General features: G+C 65.6%; 19 protein-coding genes and 1 pseudogene. 16 read left to right on the forward strand and 4 right to left on the reverse strand.

Going from position 1 to position 21,169, the window contains the following annotated elements; all coding sequences use genetic code 11:
- Positions 1-48 precede the first annotated feature (48 nt).
- Genes mreC through rodA form a run of 4 tightly spaced genes read left to right on the forward strand, consistent with a single transcriptional unit; the run spans position 49 to position 4,928 of the window.
- Positions 49-1,056 carry a rod shape-determining protein MreC gene (gene mreC, locus OOB33_RS05330; RefSeq protein WP_271007942.1) on the forward strand — a complete coding sequence of 336 codons (1,008 nt, stop codon included), beginning with the start codon at positions 49-51 and terminating at the stop codon, positions 1,054-1,056.
- Positions 1,053-1,574, forward strand: coding sequence for a rod shape-determining protein MreD (gene mreD / locus OOB33_RS05335; RefSeq protein ID WP_102768594.1), 522 nt, complete (start codon positions 1,053-1,055; stop codon positions 1,572-1,574). Before mreC ends, mreD begins: the two co-directional genes overlap by 4 nt.
- A gap of 55 nt (positions 1,575-1,629) precedes the next feature.
- Positions 1,630-3,771 carry a penicillin-binding protein 2 gene (gene mrdA / locus OOB33_RS05340; RefSeq protein ID WP_271007943.1) on the forward strand — a complete coding sequence of 714 codons (2,142 nt, stop codon included), beginning with the start codon at positions 1,630-1,632 and terminating at the stop codon, positions 3,769-3,771.
- On the forward strand, positions 3,768-4,928 hold the full coding sequence (gene rodA / locus OOB33_RS05345; RefSeq protein WP_102768592.1) for a rod shape-determining protein RodA: 1,161 nt from the start codon (positions 3,768-3,770) through the stop codon (positions 4,926-4,928). The genes mrdA and rodA overlap by 4 nt, the downstream gene beginning before the upstream one ends.
- Before the next feature lie 7 nt (positions 4,929-4,935).
- Here rodA and OOB33_RS05350 read toward each other — a convergent pair whose 3' ends face one another.
- Both OOB33_RS05350 and OOB33_RS05355 read right to left on the reverse strand, forming a co-directional pair.
- Positions 4,936-6,441 (reverse strand): sensor histidine kinase, encoded by a 1,506-nt coding sequence (locus OOB33_RS05350; protein WP_171827278.1) that lies wholly within the window; start codon positions 6,439-6,441, stop codon positions 4,936-4,938.
- 42 nt (positions 6,442-6,483) lie between these two features.
- On the reverse strand, positions 6,484-7,161 hold the full coding sequence (locus tag OOB33_RS05355; RefSeq protein WP_102768590.1) for a response regulator transcription factor: 678 nt from the start codon (positions 7,159-7,161) through the stop codon (positions 6,484-6,486).
- 282 nt (positions 7,162-7,443) lie between these two features.
- On the opposite strand from OOB33_RS05355, the gene recA reads away from it, so the two are divergent.
- The 11 genes and pseudogenes from recA to OOB33_RS05410 all read left to right on the forward strand — a co-directional run bounded on the left by recA (position 7,444) and on the right by OOB33_RS05410 (position 17,481).
- Positions 7,444-8,484 carry a recombinase RecA gene (gene recA / locus OOB33_RS05360; protein ID WP_102768589.1) on the forward strand — a complete coding sequence of 347 codons (1,041 nt, stop codon included), beginning with the start codon at positions 7,444-7,446 and terminating at the stop codon, positions 8,482-8,484.
- A 131-nt stretch (positions 8,485-8,615) separates the two neighbouring features.
- A pseudogene (locus OOB33_RS05365) lies at positions 8,616-8,708 on the forward strand (recombination regulator RecX); the annotation flags it as partial.
- 207 nt (positions 8,709-8,915) lie between these two features.
- Entirely contained in the window at positions 8,916-9,254 is a 339-nt protein-coding gene (locus OOB33_RS05370; RefSeq protein ID WP_271010017.1) for a regulatory protein RecX, read from the forward strand.
- 210 nt (positions 9,255-9,464) lie between these two features.
- On the forward strand, positions 9,465-10,067 hold the full coding sequence (locus tag OOB33_RS05375) for a DUF2889 domain-containing protein (protein ID WP_102768588.1): 603 nt from the start codon (positions 9,465-9,467) through the stop codon (positions 10,065-10,067).
- Between the two features lie 23 nt (positions 10,068-10,090).
- Positions 10,091-11,251, forward strand: coding sequence for an ADP-forming succinate--CoA ligase subunit beta (gene sucC / locus OOB33_RS05380; RefSeq protein WP_102768587.1), 1,161 nt, complete (start codon positions 10,091-10,093; stop codon positions 11,249-11,251).
- Between the two features lie 31 nt (positions 11,252-11,282).
- Positions 11,283-12,176: a succinate--CoA ligase subunit alpha gene (gene sucD, locus OOB33_RS05385; RefSeq protein WP_102768586.1), complete on the forward strand. Its 894-nt coding sequence runs from the start codon at positions 11,283-11,285 to the stop codon at positions 12,174-12,176.
- A gap of 228 nt (positions 12,177-12,404) precedes the next feature.
- On the forward strand, positions 12,405-13,139 hold the full coding sequence (locus tag OOB33_RS05390; RefSeq protein WP_271007944.1) for a TerC family protein: 735 nt from the start codon (positions 12,405-12,407) through the stop codon (positions 13,137-13,139).
- 35 nt (positions 13,140-13,174) lie between these two features.
- Positions 13,175-14,260 carry a serine/threonine-protein kinase gene (locus OOB33_RS05395; protein ID WP_271007945.1) on the forward strand — a complete coding sequence of 362 codons (1,086 nt, stop codon included), beginning with the start codon at positions 13,175-13,177 and terminating at the stop codon, positions 14,258-14,260.
- Complete coding sequence (locus OOB33_RS05400; protein WP_102768583.1) at positions 14,257-15,045, forward strand: Stp1/IreP family PP2C-type Ser/Thr phosphatase; 789 nt, start codon at positions 14,257-14,259, stop codon at positions 15,043-15,045. Before OOB33_RS05395 ends, OOB33_RS05400 begins: the two co-directional genes overlap by 4 nt.
- 136 nt (positions 15,046-15,181) lie before the next feature.
- Positions 15,182-15,835, forward strand: a complete 654-nt coding sequence (locus OOB33_RS05405) for an FHA domain-containing protein (protein WP_102768582.1) — start codon at positions 15,182-15,184, stop codon at positions 15,833-15,835.
- Between the two features lie 272 nt (positions 15,836-16,107).
- The gene (locus tag OOB33_RS05410; RefSeq protein WP_271007946.1) at positions 16,108-17,481 is read left to right on the forward strand and encodes a GGDEF domain-containing protein; all 1,374 of its coding nucleotides are present in this window, start codon (positions 16,108-16,110) and stop codon (positions 17,479-17,481) included.
- A gap of 30 nt (positions 17,482-17,511) precedes the next feature.
- On the opposite strand, the gene OOB33_RS05415 is transcribed toward OOB33_RS05410, so the two are convergent.
- Together OOB33_RS05415 and OOB33_RS05420 are read right to left on the reverse strand one after the other, a co-directional pair.
- Positions 17,512-18,333 (reverse strand): HDOD domain-containing protein, encoded by an 822-nt coding sequence (locus OOB33_RS05415; RefSeq protein WP_271007947.1) that lies wholly within the window; start codon positions 18,331-18,333, stop codon positions 17,512-17,514.
- Positions 18,334-18,401: 68 nt separating this feature from the next.
- The gene (locus tag OOB33_RS05420) at positions 18,402-19,160 is read right to left on the reverse strand and encodes a sulfite exporter TauE/SafE family protein (RefSeq protein ID WP_102768579.1); all 759 of its coding nucleotides are present in this window, start codon (positions 19,158-19,160) and stop codon (positions 18,402-18,404) included.
- Positions 19,161-19,678: 518 nt separating this feature from the next.
- Here OOB33_RS05420 and OOB33_RS05425 point away from each other — a divergent pair.
- Entirely contained in the window at positions 19,679-21,094 is a 1,416-nt protein-coding gene (locus OOB33_RS05425) for a TIGR03790 family protein (protein ID WP_271007948.1), read from the forward strand.
- Positions 21,095-21,169 lie beyond the last annotated feature (75 nt).

Here is a 21,169-nt window from a genome sequence, read left to right on the forward strand (position 1 = left end):
GGCTGCTGAGAGCGGGCGTTAGCGGTCAGATTGTTCTTCACCAGCGCCATGCCCCTCGGCCCCCCAGATCGCAACCCGCCACCATTTTTCCGCCAGGGCGCGTCGGCCCAGGCGAGGTTGCTGCTGTGCGCGGCGCTGGCGGTGTTCTTGATGGTGGCGGATGCGCGCTTTCATGTGGTGGGGCCGGCGCGGGCGGGCTTGGCCTTGTTGCTGCATCCGTTTCAGCGTTTGCTGCTGACGCCGGTGGATGCCTGGGAGAGCTTCGAGGCCTACCGGCTGGGCACGCAGCGGGCCATGGAGGCCGAGGCGCTGGCGCGCCAGCAACTGGTGCAGCAGGCCGAGCGCCTGGCGCGTGCGGCCCAGCTGCAGGCGGAAAACCAGCGCCTGCGTGCGCTGCTGGAGCTGCGCCCGGCGCTGGAAGTGGCTTCGCTCTCCGCCGAGGTGCTCTACGAAGCGGCCGACCCCTACTCGCGCCGCGTGGTCATCGACCGCGGCAGCAAGCATGGCGTGCAAGCCGGCTCGCCCGTCATCAACGATGCCGGCGTGCTGGGCCAGGTCACCCGGGTCTACACCCTGTCGGCCGAAGTGACCCTGCTGAGCGACAAGGACGCGGCCATTCCCGTGCTCAACACCCGAACCCAGGCGCGCAATGCCGCCTTCGGCAGCAGCGATGGCAATGGCATGGAGCTGCGCTTCCTGGCCGCCAATGCCGACATCAAGCCGGGTGACTTGATGGCCACCTCGGGCCTGGACGGGGTCTACCCCTCCGGCCTGCCGGTGGCCAAGGTGAGCTCGGTCGAACGCCGCGGCGACACCAGCTTTGCCAGCGTGCGCCTGCAGCCCGTGGCCCAGGCCGACAGCGTGCGCCATGTGCTGGTGCTGCAGCCGCAGGAGCAGCATGCCAAGGCCATGGCTGAAGCCGCGGCCGCACAGGCTGCCGACGCGGCCTCGGCCGCCCAGCTCAAGGCGCAGCGCAAGGCCGCCGCGGCCCAGGCCAAGGCCGAGGGCAAGACCGATGGCAAGAGCGAAAAATCAGATGCGGGAGCTGCCCCATGATCATGCCGCGTGGCGCCGGTCAGCTGCTGCTGCCGGTCAACCCAGCTTTCATCGCCCTGAGCCTGTTCCTGGCCTTGCTGGCCGATATGGTGCCGATCGGCCGCTTCCCGGCCATGCCTGATTTTCTGGCCGTGGTGCTGGTGTTCTGGGGCGTGCACCAGCCGCGCCGGGTCGGCGTGGTCTGGGCCTTTGTGCTGGGCCTGATGATCGACATCCACCATGGCGCCCTGCTGGGCCAGCATGCCCTGGCCTACAGCCTGCTGAGCTTCGGTGCCATCACCCTGCACCGCCGTCTGACCGGCTTCAGCCTGGGCGCGCAGGCCCTGCAGGTGCTGCCGCTGTTCGTGCTGGCGCATGCCGTGTCCTTGCTGGTGCGCCTGGCCGTGGGCGGCATGTGGCCGGGCTGGTTGCTGCTGCTGGCGCCGGTGTTCGAGACCCTGCTCTGGCCGCTGGCCAGCGTGGTGCTGCTGGCGCCGCAGCGCCGCGCGCCCGACCGCGACGCCCACCGCCCGCTGTGAGGCGGCCTGCCGAGCTGTCGATGAACACGCAGACGAAGAAGAAAAAGACCGCGCGATGACGGTGCTCAAGAACGTCAAGCAGGAGCTGGGCCGCTTCCGCCTGCGCTTGCTGGCCGCGGCGGCCTTTGTGCTGTTCTGCTTCGGCCTGCTGCTGGCGCGCCTGGTGTTCCTGCAGGTGATCCAGCATGAAAGCCTGTCGGACCGGGCCGAGTCCAACCGCATCACGGTTGTGCCCATCGTGCCCAACCGCGGCCTGATCAAGGACCGCAACGGCATCGTCCTGGCCAGCAATTACTCGGCCTACACCCTGGAGATCACGCCCTCCAAGGTGCCCGATCTGGAGGCCACCATCGATGCCCTGGCCCAGGTGGTCGAGGTGCAGCCGCGCGACCGCCGCCGCTTCAAGCGGCTGATGAGCGAGAACAAGAACTTCGAATCCCTGCCCATCCGCACCAAGCTGAGCGAGGCCGAGGTGGCGCGCTTCACCGCGCAGCGCTTCCGTTTTCCCGGGGTCGAGATCAAGGCGCGGCTGTTCCGCAGCTACCCGCTGGGCGAGGTGGGCTCGCACCTGATCGGCTACATCGGCCGCATCAACCAGGCCGAGAAAAAGGCCATGGACGAGTGGGAAGAAGAGGACATCGCCAACTACCGCGGCACCGAGTACATCGGCAAGCTGGGCCTGGAGCAGAGCTACGAGCGCGAACTGCACGGCATCACCGGCTTCGAGCAGGTGGAAACCAGCGCCGGCGGCCGCGCCGTGCGCCGCCTGGCCCACCGGCCGCCAACGCCGGGCAACACGCTGATGTTGTCCATCGACATCCGCCTGCAAGCCCTGGTCGAGGAGCTCTACAAGGACCGCCGCGGCGCCCTGGTCGCCATCGACCCGCGCAACGGCGAGGTGCTGGCCTTTGTTTCCAAGCCGACCTTCGACCCCAATCTCTTCGTTGACGGCATCGATGCCGACAGCTGGCGCGACCTTAACGAAGACCTGGACAAGCCCCTGCTGAACCGTGCCCTGCGTGGCACCTACCCGCCGGGCTCGACCTTCAAGCCCTTCATGGCCATGGCCGCGCTCAACAGCGGCAAGCGTTCGGCGAGCACGGTGATCATGGACAACCTGACCTACAGCTTCGGCGGCCGCACCTTCGGCAGCCCGGAAAGCGACCGTCCGGGACCCAAGGACATGCGCCTGGCCATCGTCAGCTCGTCCAATGTCTACTTCTACAGCCTGGCCAATGAGATGGGCGTGGACTTGATCCACGACGAGCTGGAGCCCTTCGGCTTCGGCCGCAAGACCGAGATCGATGTGCAGGGCGAAGTCTCGGGCGTGCTGCCCTCGCAGGCCTGGAAGCGTCGCTATTTCGCCCGCAGCCCGGCCAACCAGAAGTGGTTTGCCGGCGAGACCATCTCGCTCGGCATCGGCCAGGGCTACAACAACTTCACCATGCTGCAGATCGCCACCGCCGTGTCCACGCTGTCGACCGGCGGTCAGCGCTTCAAGCCCCGCCTGGTGCGTGAGATCGAAGACGTGGTACGCCATGAGCAGCGGCGCATCGCCAGCGATGCCCTGCCGCCGCTGCCACTCAAACCCGAGCAGGTCGAGGTGATCCGCAATGCCATGTACGGCGTGACGGTGGAGGGCACTTCCACCGAGGTGTTCCGTGGCGCCGGCTACAAGAGCGGCGGCAAGACCGGCACGGCTCAGGCCGTGGGCCTGAAGGCGGGCGAGCGCTACAAGGACATCAAGGCCGACGAGCGCAAGCGCGACCATTCGCTCTACGTCGCCTTTGCGCCGCTGGAGGCGCCTACCATCGCCCTGGCTGCGATTGTCGAGAACGCCGGCTTTGGCTCCACCTCGGCCGCGCCAATTGCGCGTCGGGTGTTTGATTTCATGCTGATGGGCCAGTACCCCAGCGAGGAAGACATTGCCCTGACCCAGCAGGGCAAAACGAAGGCGCCCGTGGGCCAGCCGCGTCGCATCGATCAGGTGCCGCTGCCGGGCCAGGTCTCGCAGGCGGAGGCTGCAGCATCCGGCGTCGTTGCTGCTGCATCGGGCGTGGCGGCGACGGCACCCACGGCTGCGTCAGCGCCTCGTATCCCCTCGCCCGCGGCGAGGCCATCGTCTGCGGTAGCGACCTCGAGACCCGCCTCTGCCCCTCGTGCCCTGCCTGCCGGCGCCTCCGGAGTTCGTCCATGAGTGCCAATGCCTTCAACGGTCCCAGCTGGTGGCAGCGCCTGCGACCCTGGTTCTCCGGCTTCGATCTGCCCTTGCTGCTGTCCATCGCCTGGCTGATGGGGCTGGGTCTGGTGAGCATGTATTCCGCGGGTTATGACCATGGCACGCGTTTTGTGGATCATGGTCGCAACACCTTGCTGGCGATTGCCCTGATTTTTCTGGTGGCCCAGGTTTCGCCACAGCGCATGATGGCTCTGGCTGTGCCGCTGTACACCGTGGGCGTGGCGCTGCTGGTGGCCACGGCCTTGTTCGGCATCACCAAGAAGGGCGCGACGCGCTGGCTCAATGTCGGCGTGACGCAGATCCAGCCCTCGGAGATCCTCAAGATCGCTGTGCCGCTGATGCTGGCCTGGTGGTTCCAGAAACGCGAAGGGCAGCTGCGCCTGCCGGACTTTGTGGCCGCCTTCATCCTGCTGGCTGTTCCTGTGGGCCTGGTGGCCAAGCAGCCCGACCTGGGCACCTCCATCCTGGTGCTCTCGGCCGGCTTGTACGTGATCTTTTTTGCCGGCCTGTCCTGGCGCTTGATCATCCCGGCCTTTGTGCTGGCGGGGGCGGGCATCACGGCCCTGGTGGTGAGCGAGGAGGCGATCTGCCAGCCCGATGTGACCTGGCCGGTGCTGCGCGAGTACCAGAAGAACCGCGTCTGCACCCTGCTGGACCCGACCAAGGATCCGCTGGGCAAGGGCTTCCACATCATCCAGGGCGAGATCGCCATCGGCTCCGGCGGCCTGACCGGCAAGGGCTTCATGAAGGGCACGCAAACCCATCTGGAGTTCATTCCCGAGCGCACCACCGACTTCATCTTCGCCGCCTACGGCGAGGAGTTCGGCCTGTTTGGTGCCCTGGGGCTGCTGCTCGGCTTCACGGCCCTGATCCTGCGCGGGCTGATGATTGCCTCGGACGCACCCACGCTGTTCTCGCGGCTGATGGCGGGGGCCATCACGCTGAGCTTCTTCACCTATGTGTTCGTGAACATGGGCATGGTCAGCGGCATCCTCCCGGTGGTGGGCGTGCCCTTGCCCTTCATCAGCTACGGCGGTACGGCCATGGTGACCCTGGGCTTTGGCCTGGGTCTGTTGATGTCGATCGCCAAATCGCGGCGCTTCAACCGTTCCTGAGCCCGCCTCACTCCGTGGCGGGCTGAGCCGGCCGCGCATGGAAGCGCACGGTGAAGCGCGCGCCGGGGCCCTGGCCATCGGGTTCGGGCTGTTGACCGGGGCGGCGCGGGCGGGTGTCGTCCAGGCTGAGCTCGGCCTCATGCTGCTGGGCGATCTCGCGCACGATGGCCAGGCCCAGGCCGGAGCCATCGACATTGGTGCCCAGGGCCCGGTAGAAGGGCTGGAAGACCTTGTCCCGCTCACTCTCGGGAATGCCCGGGCCGGAGTCTTCCACCTGCAGCACGCTGACCTGGCCGAAGGGGTCTTCGACGATGCGCACGGTGACCGTGCCGCCGGCCGGCGTGTAGAGCAAGGCGTTGTCCACCAGGTTGCGGATCAGCTCGCGGATCAGCAGGGCGTGGCCGTGCAGGGTGAGGCTGCAAGCTTCGGGGTCAGGGCCCTCGTAGCCCAGGTCGATGCGCTTGTCGAGCGCGCGCGGCACGAAGTCGCGCACGGTCTCGGTGGCCAGCTCGGCCAGATTGACCTCGCCACGCCGGGCCGCATGCTCCTGGTCCTCGGCCCGGGCCATGGCCAGCAGCTGGTTGACCATGTGAGCGGCGCGCTGGCTGGACAGGGCAATCTGTTGCAGCGAACGCTTCAGTTCAGCAGGCTCGCTGCGGCCTTCGTCAATCTCGCGCTGGGCGAATTCCGCCTGCGTGCGCAGGCCGGCCAGCGGGGTCTTGAGCTGGTGGGCGGCGTCGGCCAGGAAATGCTTCTGGCTGCTGATGGACTGGTCCAGGCGCGCCAGCAGGTCGTTGATGGCCCGCACCAGGGGCGCCACCTCGTCGGGGATGCGGCGCTCGTCGATGGGGCTCAGGTCCGAGCTTTCTCGCGAGCGGATGCGGCGCTGCAGCTCGTTGAGCGGGGCAATGCCACGCGCCAGGGCCAGCCAGACCAGCAGCACCGCCAGCGGCAGGATCACGAACTGCGGCAGGATCACGCCCTTGATGATTTCGTTGGTCAGGCGCGAGCGTTTGCCCAGCGTCTCGGCCACCTGCACCAGCATGGTTTGGGTGCTGCCCGCCATGCCCTCGGGCGACACCCAGAGGTAGGCCACGCGCACGCGTTCGCTGCCCATGTCTTCATCGCGGAAATGCAGCTCCCAGGGCACGATGACATCGTCCTCGGGCGGCACGGGCAGCTTGGCATCGCCGTTGAGCAGCTCGCCGCGCAGGCCCAGCACCTGGTAGTAGACGGTGTCGGTTTCGTCCGCGCGCAGCAGGGCCGCTGCCTCCGGGGCCAGGGCGTAGCGGGAGCGGGCGCTGCGCCCCTCGGGCAGCGGCGCGGCCGAGGCCACTTGCAGGCCCAGGGTGCGGGCCATTTCGCCGAGCTCTCGGTCGTAGGGCCGGCTGGCGATGCCTTGCGCCACCAGCCAGGTCAGGGCCACGCTGATCGGCCAGATCAGCAGCAAGGGCGCGAGCATCCAATCGAGGATCTCGCCAAACAGCGAGCGTTGGCCGGTTTCAGCCGCCATGGTGGGGCAGGCTCCGGTTGGGCGCGGGCGTGGGCGTGGGCTTCAAGCGCCGGGCTGGATCTTTTCCAGGCAGTAGCCGAGGCCGCGCACGGTGGCGATGCGGATCGGGCCTTGCTCGATCTTCTTGCGCAGGCGGTGGATGTAGACCTCGATCGCGTTGTTGCTGACCTCTTCGCCCCACTCACAGAGGCGCTCGACCAGTTGGTCCTTGCTGACCAGGCGGCCGGCGCGCTGCAGCAGCACTTCCAGCAGGCTCAGCTCGCGGGCCGAAAGCTCGATCATCTGGTCGTTGATGTAGGCCACGCGGCCGGTGGCGTCGAAGCTCAGCGGGCCATGCTTGATCACCGAGGAGGCCGTGCCCAGGCCGCGCCGGGTCAGGGCGCGCACGCGGGCTTCCAGTTCCTGCAGCGAGAAGGGCTTGGCCATGTAGTCGTCGGCGCCCAGGTCCAGGCCCTTGACGCGCTGCTCGACGCTGTCGGCCGCCGTCAGGATCAGCACCGGCATGGAGGAGCCTCGGGCGCGCAGCTTGCGCAGCACCTCCAGGCCATGCAGGCGCGGCAGGCCCAGATCCAGGATGACCAGATCGAACTCATGCGAAGCCAGGGCCGCATCGGCCTCGGTGCCGCTGCCGACCTGATCCACCGCATAACCGGAGGCGCGCAAGGAGCGCAGCAAGGCATCGGCCAGGACTTGGTCATCTTCGGCAATCAGGATGCGCATGCGTCAGTCTCCATCACTCATGGCCAGGGGGCTAGTTCCCGCATTCTAGGGATGCCAGCCAGGGCTTCGGCGGCTCACAGCTGCTTGTGCGCGGTGAAATCAAGCGCCATCCGAATTTTGACTTCATCAATTGCTGGCTCATCCAGTGAGCCAGTGGCGCCCTAGGATTCAGCGATGACACGGCGAGAACCGAAACGGCTTGCCAAAGTTCAATCGTCAAACTACTGTACAAACATACAGATTGCGACATAATCCGCCCAGCCCTTTTCAGGAGAACGAATCATGGATGCCCCCGTCAAAGCCCTCAACACCGAAAAAGCCAAGGCCTTGCAAGCCGCCCTCAGCCAGATCGAGAAGCAGTTCGGCAAGGGTTCCATCATGCGCCTCGGTGAAGGCGAGGTGATCGAGGACATCCAGGTCGTCTCCACCGGCTCCCTGGGCCTGGACATCGCTCTGGGGGTCGGTGGCCTGCCGCGCGGCCGTGTGGTCGAGATTTACGGCCCGGAGTCCTCGGGCAAGACCACCCTGACCCTGCAGGTCATCGCCGAGATGCAAAAGCTGGCCGGCACCTGCGCCTTCATCGATGCCGAACACGCGCTGGACATCCAGTACGCGCAAAAGCTGGGCGTCAATCTGCAAGAGCTGCTGATCAGCCAGCCCGACACCGGCGAACAGGCCCTGGAAATCGTCGACGCCCTGGTGCGCTCCGGCTCGGTCGACCTGATCGTGGTCGACTCCGTGGCCGCGCTGACGCCCAAGGCCGAACTCGAAGGCGAAATGGGTGATTCCCTGCCGGGTCTGCAAGCCCGCCTGATGAGCCAGGCCCTGCGCAAGCTGACCGCCACCATCAAGAAGACCAACTGCATGGTCATCTTCATCAACCAGATCCGCATGAAGATCGGCGTGATGTTCGGCAGCCCCGAAACCACGACCGGTGGCAACGCGCTCAAGTTCTACGCCTCGGTGCGCCTGGACATCCGCCGCATCGGCTCGATCAAGAAGGGCGATGACGTCATCGGCAGCGAAACCAAGGTCAAGGTCGTCAAGAACAAGGTCTCGCCTCCGTTCAAGACCGCCGAGTTCGACATTCTTTACGGCGAAGGCATCAGCCGCGAAGGCGAAATCATCGACATGGGCGTGATTGCCAAGGTGGTTGAAAAGTCGGGCTCCTGGTACGCCTACCAGGGCGAGAAGATCGGTCAGGGCAAGGACAACGCCCGCGAGTTCCTGCGCGAGAACCCCGACATCAGCCGCGAGATCGAAAACCGCATCCGTGAATCCCTGGGTGTGGCGCTGCTGAACCAGACCGGCGCGGCCGAGTAAGGCCGCCCCGCTGCGGCAGCCCGGCCTGCAACCGTTTTGCCAGGCCTCGGGGCACCTGGCCGCGGCGGCGCTTGAAGCCCTGCGGCTTGGCTGCCCGGTGTGCTGCCGAGCCCCGAACTTCAACTTTTCTCGTGAGAGCTGCCCAGCCCCTCTCTCTGAAGGCCCGGGCCATTGCCCTGCTGGCCCAGCGTGAGCACAGCCGCAGCGAGCTGCGGCGCAAGCTGCTGCGCATCGCCCGCGATCAGCGGGCTGCCGCCGCGCGCCAGTCGGCCGCGGCGAAGGAAAGCCTGTGCGGCGGCCCGGCCTGGTTCGAGCCGCTGTCGCCGGAGTCGCCCGAGCGCTTGAGCGCGCGCGAGCAAGACGAGGGTGCCGCGCGGGATATCTCCGAAGTGGGTGACTCGGAAGAACCCGCTGCCGCCATTGCCGCCGAGGTGGATGCTCTGCTGCTGTGGCTGCAGGAGCGCGGCTACCTCAGCGAGGAGCGTTTCGTCGATGCACGCATCCACGCGCGGGCACGGCGCTTCGGCAGCCAGCGCATCCAGCAGGAGCTGGCACAGCACGGCGTGCAAATGAGCGCCGAACAGCGGGCCAGCCTCAAGGACAGCGAGCTGGCCCGAGCCCGCGAGGTCTGGCAGCGCAAGTTCGCCGGTCGCTGGCCTGAGGATGCCGCCATGCGCGCCAAGCAGACGCGTTTCTTGATCAGCCGGGGTTTTGGCAGCGAGGTGGTGCGCCGCATCTTGCGCGGCCCGGCGGACGAGGACGAAAGCTGATCTCGACCGGCCGCCGCGCCAGCCCCGCGTCCTTGATCCGGGTCAACCCTGAGTGAATTGTCACCTTGGGCGACGGGCGAACTGGCTGCACGACAGCTTGGTGAAAGGCTTGGTGCAGTGCGACATGCTACATTCTCGCCCTGCGCAAATGCCCGGCGGGCGGCGGATTCATGCCGTTAGATGCCGGTTTGCGAAGCCGTTTTGCCACCCATGTCTCTCTCATCCCCCACCTCCGAGCGCCGTTTGCTGCATCGCCGCGCCATCGATGTGCAGGTCTATGCACGCGATGATGGCCTGTATGAGGTCGAGGCTGGGTTGACCGACACCAAGACGCGCGACCTGCCGCTTGCCACCGGCCTGCGCCTGGCCGGCGACCCCATCCACGCCATGCAGCTCCTGCTGACGGTGGACGCCGAGCTGAACGTGCTGGCAGCCCGCTCCGCCACCACCTGGATGCCTTACGCCGGCGTGTGCGACGAACATGGCAATGCCTACGGCCGCTTGGTCGGCCTGAACCTGATGAAGGGCTTCCGTCTAGGCCTCAAAGAGCGTCTGGCCGGCGTCAAGGGTTGCACGCACCTGACCGAGCTCTGCCAGATCCTGCCCACCGCTGTCATTCAGGCCTTTGCCGGCCTGGTGCTGGATGTGCGTGAAGGCAGTGCCGATGGCCTGCCGCCCTTCCAACTCGACCGCTGCCACGCCCTGCGACGCGATGGCGAGGTCGTTCGTACCCATTACCCTCGCTGGTACCGCAGTGCCGACGCAGCCTCACCGCTGGCCGCCGTCACCGCGATGCCCGCCTCCACTTCCTGACTTTCCTCACAAGCGAGACCCCTATGAAGATTCACGAGTACCAGGGCAAGGAAATCCTGCGCCAGTTCGGCGTGCCGGTGCCGCGCGGCATCCCGGCTTTCACGGTGCAAGAAGCCGTTGAAGCCGCTCAAAAGCTGGGCGGCCCGGTCTGGGTGGTCAAGGCGCAGATCCACGCCGGTGGCCGTGGCAAGGGCGGCGGCGTCAAGCTGGGCCGTTCGCTGGATGACGTGAAGTCGCTGTCCGAGCAGATCCTGGGCATGCAGCTGATCACGCACCAAACCGGCCCGGAAGGCCAAAAGGTGCGTCGCCTCTACATCGAAGAAGGCGCTGACATCAAGAACGAACTCTACGTCTCGCTGGTCACCGACCGCGGCACGCAGAAGGTGGCCTTCATCGCTTCCAGCGAAGGCGGCATGGACATCGAGGAAGTGGCCCACTCCACCCCCGAGAAGATCCTGACCGAGATGATCGACCCGCTGGTCGGCCTGACGGTCGAGCAAGCCAAGAAGATCGCCGGTGGCATCGGCCTGACGGGCCACTCGGTGGACCAAGCCGTCGACCTGTTCCAGAAGCTCTACAAGTGCTACATGGACACCGATGCGTCGCTGGTGGAAATCAACCCGCTGAACTGCGATTCCAAGGGCAATCTGATCGCCCTGGACGCCAAGTTCAACTTCGACGCCAACGCCCTGTTCCGTCATCCTGAAATCGTGGCCTACCGCGATCTGGACGAAGAAGATCCGGCCGAGGTGGAAGCCTCCAAGTTCGACCTGGCTTACATCAGCCTGGACGGCAATATCGGCTGCCTGGTGAACGGCGCCGGTCTGGCCATGTCGACCATGGACACCATCAAGCTGTTCGGCGGCGAGCCGGCCAACTTCCTGGACGTGGGCGGTGGCGCCACCGCCGAGAAGGTCACCGAAGCCTTCAAGATCATGCTGAAGAACCCTGAAGTGAAGGGCATCCTGGTCAACATCTTCGGCGGCATCATGAAGTGCGACACCATCGCCGAAGGCGTGATCACTGCCTGCAAGGCCGTGAACCTGTCCGTGCCGCTGGTCGTGCGCATGAAGGGCACCAATGAAGAGCTGGGCAAGAAGATGCTGGCCGAATCCGGCCTGCCCATCATCGCCGCCGACACCATGGCCGAAGCCGCGACCAAGATCGTCGCCGCGGTTGCCTGAGTCTGCCTAAGCCCACGCAAGGAAAAAAATCATGTCGATTTACATCAACAAAGACACCAAGGTCATCACCCAGGGCATCACCGGCAAGACCGGTCAGTTCCACACCCTGGGTTGCCAGGCCTATGCCAACGGCAAGAACGCCTTCGTGGCGGGCGTGAACCCCAAGAAGGCCGGCGAGAAGTTTTCGGACATCCCAATCTACGCCACCGTCAAGGAAGCGGCTGCGCAAACCGGCGCCACCGTGTCGGTGATCTACGTGCCGCCCGCCGGTGCTGCGGCCGCTATCTGGGAAGCCGTCGAAGCCGACCTGGACCTTGCCATCTGCATCACGGAAGGCATCCCCGTCCGTGACATGCTGGAAATCCGCAACAAGATGAAGGCCAAGGAAGCGGCCGGCGGCAAGAAAACCTTGTTGCTGGGCCCCAACTGCCCCGGCCTGATCACGCCCGATGAAATCAAGATCGGCATCATGCCCGGTCACATCCACCGCAAGGGCCGCATCGGCGTGGTCTCGCGCTCGGGCACGCTGACGTACGAAGCCGTGGCACAGCTGACCGAAATCGGCCTGGGCCAGTCCAGCGCCGTCGGTATCGGTGGCGATCCGATCAACGGCCTGAAGCACATCGACGTGATGAAGGCCTTCAACGACGATCCGGACACCGACGCCGTCATCATGATCGGTGAAATCGGTGGCCCGGACGAAGCTGAAGCCGCTCGCTGGTGCAAGCTGAACATGAAGAAGCCGGTGGTCGGTTTCATCGCTGGCGTGACCGCCCCTCCGGGCAAGCGCATGGGCCACGCAGGCGCACTGATCGCCGGCGGTGCCGACACGGCCGATGCCAAGCTCGCCATCATGGAAGAGTGCGGTTTCACCGTGACCCGCAACCCGTCGGAAATGGGCAAGCTGCTCAAGGGCCTGCTCTGATTCGCTGAGAGCCGGCCACGGCGGCCGGCCGGTGCCGAATGCGTAATTTCACGCATCGCGCCGGCCTCGCCTGGCACCAGACTGCACGCTCCGCCGTGCAGCCACGCAAAAAGGGGCAGCAGCCCCTTTTTTCATGCCTGCGTGCTTTGAACCATGCCTTCGCTATAGTGGGGCGCGACGCCGATGTCAGGCGTGCGCTCCCGGCAGGCAGCAACTGTTGAAACGAGTATGGACACCTTGACGAGTCCCGAATTCTGGTTGGCCGTGGGCCAGATCATCATGATCGACATCCTGCTGGGTGGCGACAACGCGGTGGTCATCGCCCTGGCCTGCCGCAAGCTGCCCGATGCGCAGCGCACCAAGGGCATCATCTGGGGCACCGCCGGCGCCATCGTGCTGCGCGTGGTGCTGATCTTCTTTGCCCTGACCTTGTTGCAGGTGCCCTACCTGAAGATCGTCGGCGCCGCCTTGCTGCTGTGGATCGGCATCAAGCTGCTGGTGCCGGAAGATGAAGACGAGCATGGCAACATCCAAGCCAGCGACAAGCTCTGGGCCGCCGTCAAGACGGTGATCGTGGCGGACTTCGTCATGAGCCTGGACAACGTGATCGCCATCGCCGGTGCGGCGCAAAGCAGCGGCGGCGACCACCAGATGCCGCTGGTGATCTTTGGCCTGCTGGTGTCCATCCCCATCATCGTCTGGGGCAGCCAACTGGTGATCAAGTTGATGGACCGCTTCCCGGCCGTCATCACCCTGGGCGCCATGCTGCTGGGCTGGATCGCCGGCACCATGGCCGTGGGTGACCCGGCCCTGAGCAGCTGGGTGCCGACCGTACCGGGCGCCAAGGAAGGCAGCAGCCAGGTGATGCCGGCTCTGCACTACGGTGCCGGCGTGGCGGGTGCGCTGCTGGTCTTGGCGCTGGGCCGCTGGATGGCCGCCCGGCAGAAGCCGGCCGAGGCCTGAGCGCCCGCTGCGCACAAGAACAAGGGCGAACGGGCATGGCAGGTTTCTGGAAACGGTGGCTGGGCAAGCCCGATGCGGTGGATGGCGAAGCCTCGACGGTGCCCGAGGCCTACCCGACGCTCAGCCCGGCCGGACCGGGCCTGCAAGCCTATGAGCTGCAACGTGAGTTGGGCCGCGGCGCCATGGCCGTGGTGCACCTGGCGCGCGAGCGCGCCAGCGGCCAGTTGGTGGCCATCAAGCGCTTGGCGCTGCAGCGCGAATTCGCCGCCGAAGACCTGATCGATGTGCGCCAGCGCTTCATGCGCGAGGCGCGTGCCGCCGGTCATCTGCAGCATCCTGACATCCTGCATGTGCTCGACGCCGGCGAGGCGGGCGCAGATGCCTGGATCGCGATGGAGTATGTCCAGGGCCAGGACCTCAGCCACTTCACCCGGCCGGGTCAGCTCCTGCCCGTGCGTGAGGTGCTGCACTTGGCGCGGCGCCTGGCGCTGGCCCTCGATTACGCGCATGGCCAGGGTGTCGTGCACCGCGACATCAAGCCCGCCAACGTGATGCTGGATCGCGAGCACGATGTGCTCAAGATCATGGACTTTGGCATCGCCCGCATTGCCGACGGCAGCCGCACCCGTACCGGCCTGGTTTTGGGCACCCCTTCCTTCATGTCGCCCGAGCAACTGGCCGGGCTCAAGGTGGACGGGCGCAGCGATCTCTATTCGCTCGGTGTCATGGTCTACCAGCTGCTGACCGGCCATCTGCCGCATCAGTCGGATTCCATGGCCAAGCTGATGTACCAGATCGCCAACGAGCCGCCGCCTGATGTGCGCCACCACCGCCCCGGTCTGCCCGAGTCGCTCGCGCTGGTGCTGGCCCTGGCGCTGGAAAAGCGGCCCGAGTTGCGCTACGCCAGCGGCGCGCAGATGGCCCAGGATCTGGAGGCTGTGCTGCAGCAACTGCCGGCGGCCGCGCCGGCGGCAGAGGCCGCTTCCGGGACGGATGCCCGCGCCCCGGTGACGACGAAGCCCGAGTCGGGGACTGTCGACGCTTTTGCACAAACAGTCCGCTTGAATAAGGCGGAAGCAGGGCAAAATCCCCCCGCATCGCAACCAGACACAAAGCCATGACCCTGGAGTTCTTCAGCGCCACCGATGTCGGCCGCGCCCGCGACAACAACGAGGATTCGGTTGCTCTGGATGAGTCCGTGGGTCTGGCGGTGCTGGCCGATGGCATGGGGGGTTACAACGCCGGTGAAGTGGCGAGTCAGATGCTGACCGGCTTCATCCGAGCCGAGCTGGGTCGCTGGCTGAAAGAGGCCGGAGCCACGGCCAGCGTCGGCGATGTGCGTCGCGCCATGGACATCTGCGTGGACAACGCCAACCGCGCCATCTTCAATGCCGCCAACACCAACCCGCGTTATGCCGGCATGGGCACGACCCTGGTGCTGGGTGTGTTCCGGCCCGAGGGCTTGCTGCTGGGCCATGTCGGTGATTCACGCGCCTACCGCTTGCGCGGTGGCCAGCTGACCCAGATCAGCCGCGACCATTCCCTGCTGCAAGAGCAGCTCGACGCTGGCCTGCTGACGCCTGAAGAGGCAGTCTTCTCCAGCAACAAGAATCTGGTCACGCGCGCGGTCGGCGTAGAAGACGCTGTCATGCTGGAGTTGCACCAGCATGAAGTTCAACCTGGGGATCTCTACCTGTTCTGCTCGGACGGTCTGTCCGATATGCTGGACGACGATGCCCTGCGCCAGTTGTTGATAAACCACCCTTCGCTGTCCGAAGCGGCCCAAGCCTTGATAGATGGGGCCAATGACATGGGCGGCCGGGATAATATCGCGCTGGTGCTGGTTCGTGCCGAGGGCCGCGTGCGGTCGGAAGGGCGGGCCTGGTGGCCGTTTGGCAAGCGCTGATGGGCTGGTTTTCGGCCGTGAGGCCTGTCGCGACCGGTCGCTGACTCGGGCATCGTCTGTAGCAGTCACAACTCTTGCGGCGCACAGAGGGCTGCCGCCAACACAAGTAAGAAGACAACAGGATCGAGGTCAAAGCATGGGCAAGCTGGTGGTGTCGCTCGACGGCGTGGTGATCAAGGATGTGCAGATCACAAAGGACAAGACCACGCTCGGGCGCCGGCCCTACAACGATATCGTGATCGACAACCTCGCGGTCAGCGGTGAGCATGCTGTGCTGCAGATGGTGGGCGCCGATGTCTTCATCGAAGACCTCAATTCGACCAACGGCACCTACATCAACGGCAAGGCGATCAAGAAGCAGCTGCTGGCCAACAACGACATCGTCGAGATCGGCAAGTACAAGATCAAGTTCCTGCTCGAGGACAGCGGCGATTACGAAAAGACCATGATCCTGAAGCCTGGCTCGGGTGCGCCCAGCGGCTTCGGTCTGCCATCCAATTTCGGCTCCCTGCCCTCGGCCTCGGCGGCCGCACCGGCCACCATTCGGGTGCTCACCGGTGCCGCAGCCGGTCGTGAGGTCAGTCTGACCAAGGTGGTCACCACCGTCGGCAAGCCTGGCGTGCAGGTGGCCTCCATCACCAAGCGCCCCAGCGGTTATGTGTTCGCCCATGTCGAAGGCGCTGCACGGCCCAATGTCAATGGCGTGCCGCTGACCAGCGAGTCGGTCGCCCTCAAGAGCGGTGATGTGATCGAGTTGGCCGGCACGCAAATGCAGTTCGTGCAGGGCTGATCGCCCCGGCCGTCCCTGTTTCAGGCTTCAGAGCGCCACAAAGTTGGCCTGAATTGCCGGCAAATGGCGCCAAGCTGGGATTAACCCTGCTGTTGCGCCCGCCTTTGTGCGCAATGCGCCGTGCACAATCTGTCACACAGGCAGTCGCATGGGCATGGCACCGCTGCCTGGCCAAGATTATTGACTTGCAAACTGATCGCGTCTGCGCGGGCTGGATGCGGCCTGCGCCACGCCAGCGTATCGGGTGCCGCCCTTGCTTTCGAAAGGCCGCTGTGAGTTTCGATACGTCATCCGCTGCCGATCTGACCTTGCCGCATCGCCAGCCCCCGGGCACGTCCTTGCGGCGCCGCACGGTCTGGGTGGTCTTGCTGCTGAGCGTGTTTCTGGTGGGCGTGACGGATGCCATCCATCTGCGCCATCAGGCCCAGGCGCATGCCGCGGCCTTCGAGGCCGAACTGTTGGCCCTGCCCAAGGTCTACGGTCAAGCCCTCGCCAGCAGCATGGCTGAGCTCGGCGCGGGGGAGCGGCCGGGCGGTGCCACCCAGGTGTTGATCGACAAGCTCAAGGCGCGGCCTGGGGTGTTGTCGGTCGAGCTGAAGACTTCGAGCGGCGCGGTGCTTGCCAGTGGTGATGCCAGCCTGCGTGGTCAGGCCGATGTGCGTCAGATCGATTTCGAGCTCGGCCCGCCGGCCTCGGGCGGTGCCCTGGTGCAGGTGTTGGCGCAAGAAGAAGCGGCGCAACGGGCTTTCATGCGAGAGGCCTTGCCGGCCCTGCTTTTGCGCGATCTGGCGCTGGTGATGTTGTTGAGCCTGAGTCTGATGCTGGTGCTGGATCGCATGATGCTGCGGCCTTTGCGTCGACTGGCCGATCGCGCGGATGAGCTGGATCCGCTCGATGCACCGCAGGCCTTGAGCCATGCGGCCTTGGCCGAACAGCCGGCGGAGCTGGCGCGCGTCTCGCGCTCGCTGGCGCGGGTGCAGCAGGGCCTGTGGCTGCAATGGCAGGACGAAAGCCAGCGCGTCTCCCAATTGCAGCAGCAACTGCAGGCCCAGAGCCAGCAATTGCTGGCGGCACAGCAGGCTTTGGAACAAAAGAACCGCGAGCTGGGCAGTCTCAGCCGATCCGATGCCTTGACCGGCCTGGCCAATCGGCGCGAGTTCGACGAAGCCTTGCGACGCGAGTTCAAGCGCGCCCAGCGGCAGCGCGGCCAGCTGGCGCTGGCAGTGCTCGACCTCGACCATTTCAAGAGCTACAACGAACGCTACGGCGCGGCCGCGGGCGATCTGGTGTTGCAGCGTTTCGCGCAACTGCTCAGCGAGCGCTTCAAGCGTGACACCGATTTCGTGGCCCGTCTGGGTGGGGAAGAGTTTGTGGCCTTGCTGCCCGGTTTCGGGCTCGACGTCACGCAAGAGCTTTTGGAGCAGCTGCGCGAAGAGCTGCGTGCCCTGGCCCTGCCGCATGAGGGCGGTGTGAGTGGCCCGTGGCTGACAGTGAGCATCGGCCTGGCGGCCTACAGCCCGGCGCATCCCTATCTGAGCCCGCAAGCTTTGATGCAAGCGGCCGATGAGGCGCTCTACATCGCCAAGCATGCCGGTCGTGACCGGATCAGCCTGGCTTCATCCAGCAGCTTGGCCGAGCGCGTCTGATTTTCAAAGCCCGCCCCGGGGCTGGCGGGTTCAGCCGCGCTCGTGTTCCTTGGCAGTTTCCAGCTGCTCGGTGATGCGGCGGGCGGCGCGCAGCATCAGGGCTTCGTCCAGCGAGGCCTGAGGTGCGATTTCATGTGTCACGGTTTCCAATTGGGTCACGTCACTCAGCAGCACGCTGGCGATGGTTGAGATGGCACTGATGCCGCGCCGCTGCAGGGTGTCGGGCATTTGCAAGGTGGCTTGCACTTCGACATGGTGGCGCACACTCGCCACGGCCGCTGGCGCCAGGCCCCAGCTTTCGCACAGTGCCGCCCCGAGCGCATCGTGGCTGACGCCGAAGGCGGTGCGCTCCAACTGCACGAGCTCTGCATCAGATCCGGCCGCGCGCAGCATGGCGGGGTAATGCGACGGCGCATGCCGGTAGAGCACGGCCTTGCCGCATTCCTCGAACAAACCCGCGGAATGGGCGGCCCAAGGATCCACGCCCAGCATCTGGCCCATGCGACCCATCATCAGGCCGCGCTCGGCCGCGCGTTGCCAGACCGGTTCCAGCTCCGCAGCGGGCGGGAAAGCCGCGCGCAAGCCCATCTCAAACGTGATGGCGGAGACCTCGCGCAGCCCCAGATAGGTCAGCGCCTGCTGTACGGTTTGCACCCGGCCCCGCAAGCCGTAAAGCGAGGAATTGACCGCCTTGAGCACTGCGGCCGCCAGGGCCATATCGGTCTCCACCAGGGACGAGATGGCGTTCAGATCGATGTCCTCCTCGGACATCAGCATCGACAGCTGCACCAGTACTTCAGGCTGGGTGGGGATCTCGATGTCGAGTGTGCGCAAATTCGGATCGACTGGCATGGTGGGTGGTCCTTCCCTGTTTGGCCCCAATGGTAGCGGGACTGGCGCAGGGGCTGGTTACAAAAAGCTCAGCGAAAGAAGGCGTCCCAGGCCGTTTTCAGGATCAGGGCCGACACCACCAGCACGAACATCGAGCGCACAAAGCCGGCGCCACGCGCCAAGGCCATGCGGGTGCCGAACAGGCTGCCAATCACATTGGCCACGGCCATCACCAGAGCGACCTGCCACCAGATGTGGCCGGTGCTGCCAAACAACATCAAGGCAGCGGCGTTGGTGGCTGTATTCATCAGCTTGGCGGTGGCCGAGGCATGGAGAAAGTCGTAACCCAGCAAGCGCACGAACAGGAAGACGAAGAAGCTGCCGGTGCCAGGGCCGAAAAAGCCGTCATAGAAACCGATCAGCAGGGCAATGGCACCGGCGACCGCGGTTTCGCGCCAGCCCTGGTGCCGAGGCGCATGGTGCCGTCCCATGTCCTTTCGCACCAGGGTGTAGATCAAGACGGCCAACAGGATCACCGGCAAGGCGCGACGCAGGAAGCCGGGGTCAATCTGAGTGACCAGCCAGGCGCCGCCGAAGCCGCCCACCATGGCCAGGGCTGCTGCCGGTAGCAGGGCGGACCAGTTCAGCTGGACACGCTTGGCATACTGAAGCGTGGCCCAGGCAGTGCCCCAGATCGAGGCGCCTTTGTTGGTGCCGAACAAGGTGGCCGGCGCGGTTTGCGGATAAACGCTGAACAGGGCGGGCACCAGCACCAAGCCACCTCCGCCCACCACCGCATCAATGAATCCAGCCAGGAGCGAGGCAAGGGCGACAGTCAGCAAATCCATGGAGAAGCGTTCGGATCAGGGCGCGGCGGGGCCAGCGAGCGCGGCCACGAGAGCCGCAAATGAAACGGGCACCTGAAGTGGCTTCAGGTGCCCGTCGATTGTGACTGTGTCACTTTATACGTCGTGCTATCACTACAACTTGAGTTTGTCTCCTCAGCCCCGCCTGGCACCGTCCGTTCGCACGGCCTGTGCATCGAGTGATGCGAATGTAGGCAGCTGGCCCTGTGCACGCACTTGGGGTTTTTACGGGCATTTCGCACCAAGATAGTGAAGTCAGCGCGTGCACACTTTTGATATTGGTGAGATTTCACCGTCTCTGGGGCTGCGAATGCATGCCCCGGCCTGGGGCTGCCGGACCTGCAAATATGGGGGCGCTCGGCACGCCGAAGAGCGCATGTGTGGCATTTCTGCACAGCGTGCGGGTCGGCACTTGTAGATCCGGAAGGCGGAAAACGGTTTGCAATTCTTGTCTTCGAACCCGCAAGGCCTGTGAAAACATCCGGCCCATGAACGCTGTCGTGAGTCCACTCTCCAATCTTCTTTCTTGGCTGGGCCGCCGTGCGCGTTTCGGCCTGGTGTGCGCAGTGCTGCTGAGCTTGCAAGCCTGTGGTGGAGGAGGGGGCGGAGGCAGTGACAGCACAGGGAGCACACCCACGCCAGCGCCCAGTGCCACCAGCACCTATGGCCTCAGCCTGCCGCGCGCCGGCCTGGTGCCAGCCGATCTGGCCGTTCTGGTGGCCGAAGGCGATGCGCTCGGTGAATCCATTGCGGCCTACTACCTCAGCGCCCGTGGCGTGCCGGCAGCCAACTTGATTCGTGTCAAGCTGCCCACCAAAACCGATGCCATTTCGGCCAGTGACTTCGCCACCCTCAAGGCTGAGATCGACGCCAAGCTGCCGTCAGGGATTCAGGCCTTGATGCTGACCTGGACCGCGCCGTCGCGCGTGGTGGGTACGTGTGCCATGGGCATCACCAGCGCTTTGGCGTTCGGCTATGACGCGAAGTCCTGTGTCTCGCCCGCCGGCAGCTGCCTCGCCACCCAGGCCTCGGCCTACTTCGACTCGGATTCCACCCAGCCTTGGACTGACCATCAGGTCCGGCCGGCCATGATGCTGGGCGCCCGCAGCCTGGAGGTCGCCAAGGCGCTGATTGACCGCGGCGTCAAGGCCGATGCCAGCCAGCCCTTGGGCGATGGCTATCTCCTGCGCACTAGTGACAATCTGCGCAGCACCCGCTGGAGTGACTTCAGCGCTTTGCCAGGCCTCTGGTCCGGCCGACTCAAGCTCAATTTCCTGGACAACTCGGCGGGCGGATCGCGTGACAGCGTGCAGGGCAGCAGCGGCGTTCTGTTCTATTTCACCGGCTTGGAGCTGACGCCGGGCTTGGCCACCAACACCTACCAACCCGGGGCGGTCGGAGACTCCCTGACCTCGTACGGCGCACTCTTTCCCAACGGCGGGGGACAAACCTCGGTCCTCGCCTGGCTCGACGCCGGCCTCACCGGCAGTTACGGCACGGTCGAGGAGCCCTGCAATTTCACGCAGAAGTTCTCCAAAGCCTCGGTGTTGATCGAGCAGTACTACCGCGGCGCCAGCTTGATCGAGGCGTACTGGAAGTCCGTGCAGCAGCCGGGCCAAGGTCTGTTCGTCGGTGAACCGCTGGCGCGGCCCTTTGCCGATGCGCCCAGCTTCAAGCTGGAGGGCAGCCAGTACCTGATCAGCAGCCGCGCCCTGCGCCCGGGCGCGAGCTACAGCCTGGACTATCAGATCGGCGCTGCCGGCAGCTGGATCACCCTGGCCAGCTTCAAGCCCAGCAAGGCCGAAGTGCAGAATCTCAGCGCCCCCTTGCCGCCGGCCACGGCCACGGCCCTGCGCTGGCGCGGTCCCTGCCCGACCCAGCCCAGCCAGCAATGCACCTTGGCGAGCAGCCCCTGATCCTGTGCTGCCTGTGTTGCCTGTGATCGCCTGAGCGCACGGGCGGGAGGCCCGGCTGGCAAAATGGCACACCCT

Origin of the sequence: Paucibacter sp. B51, assembly GCF_027863535.1 — a bacterium.
GTDB classification, from domain to species: domain Bacteria; phylum Pseudomonadota; class Gammaproteobacteria; order Burkholderiales; family Burkholderiaceae_C; genus Paucibacter_A; species Paucibacter_A aquatilis.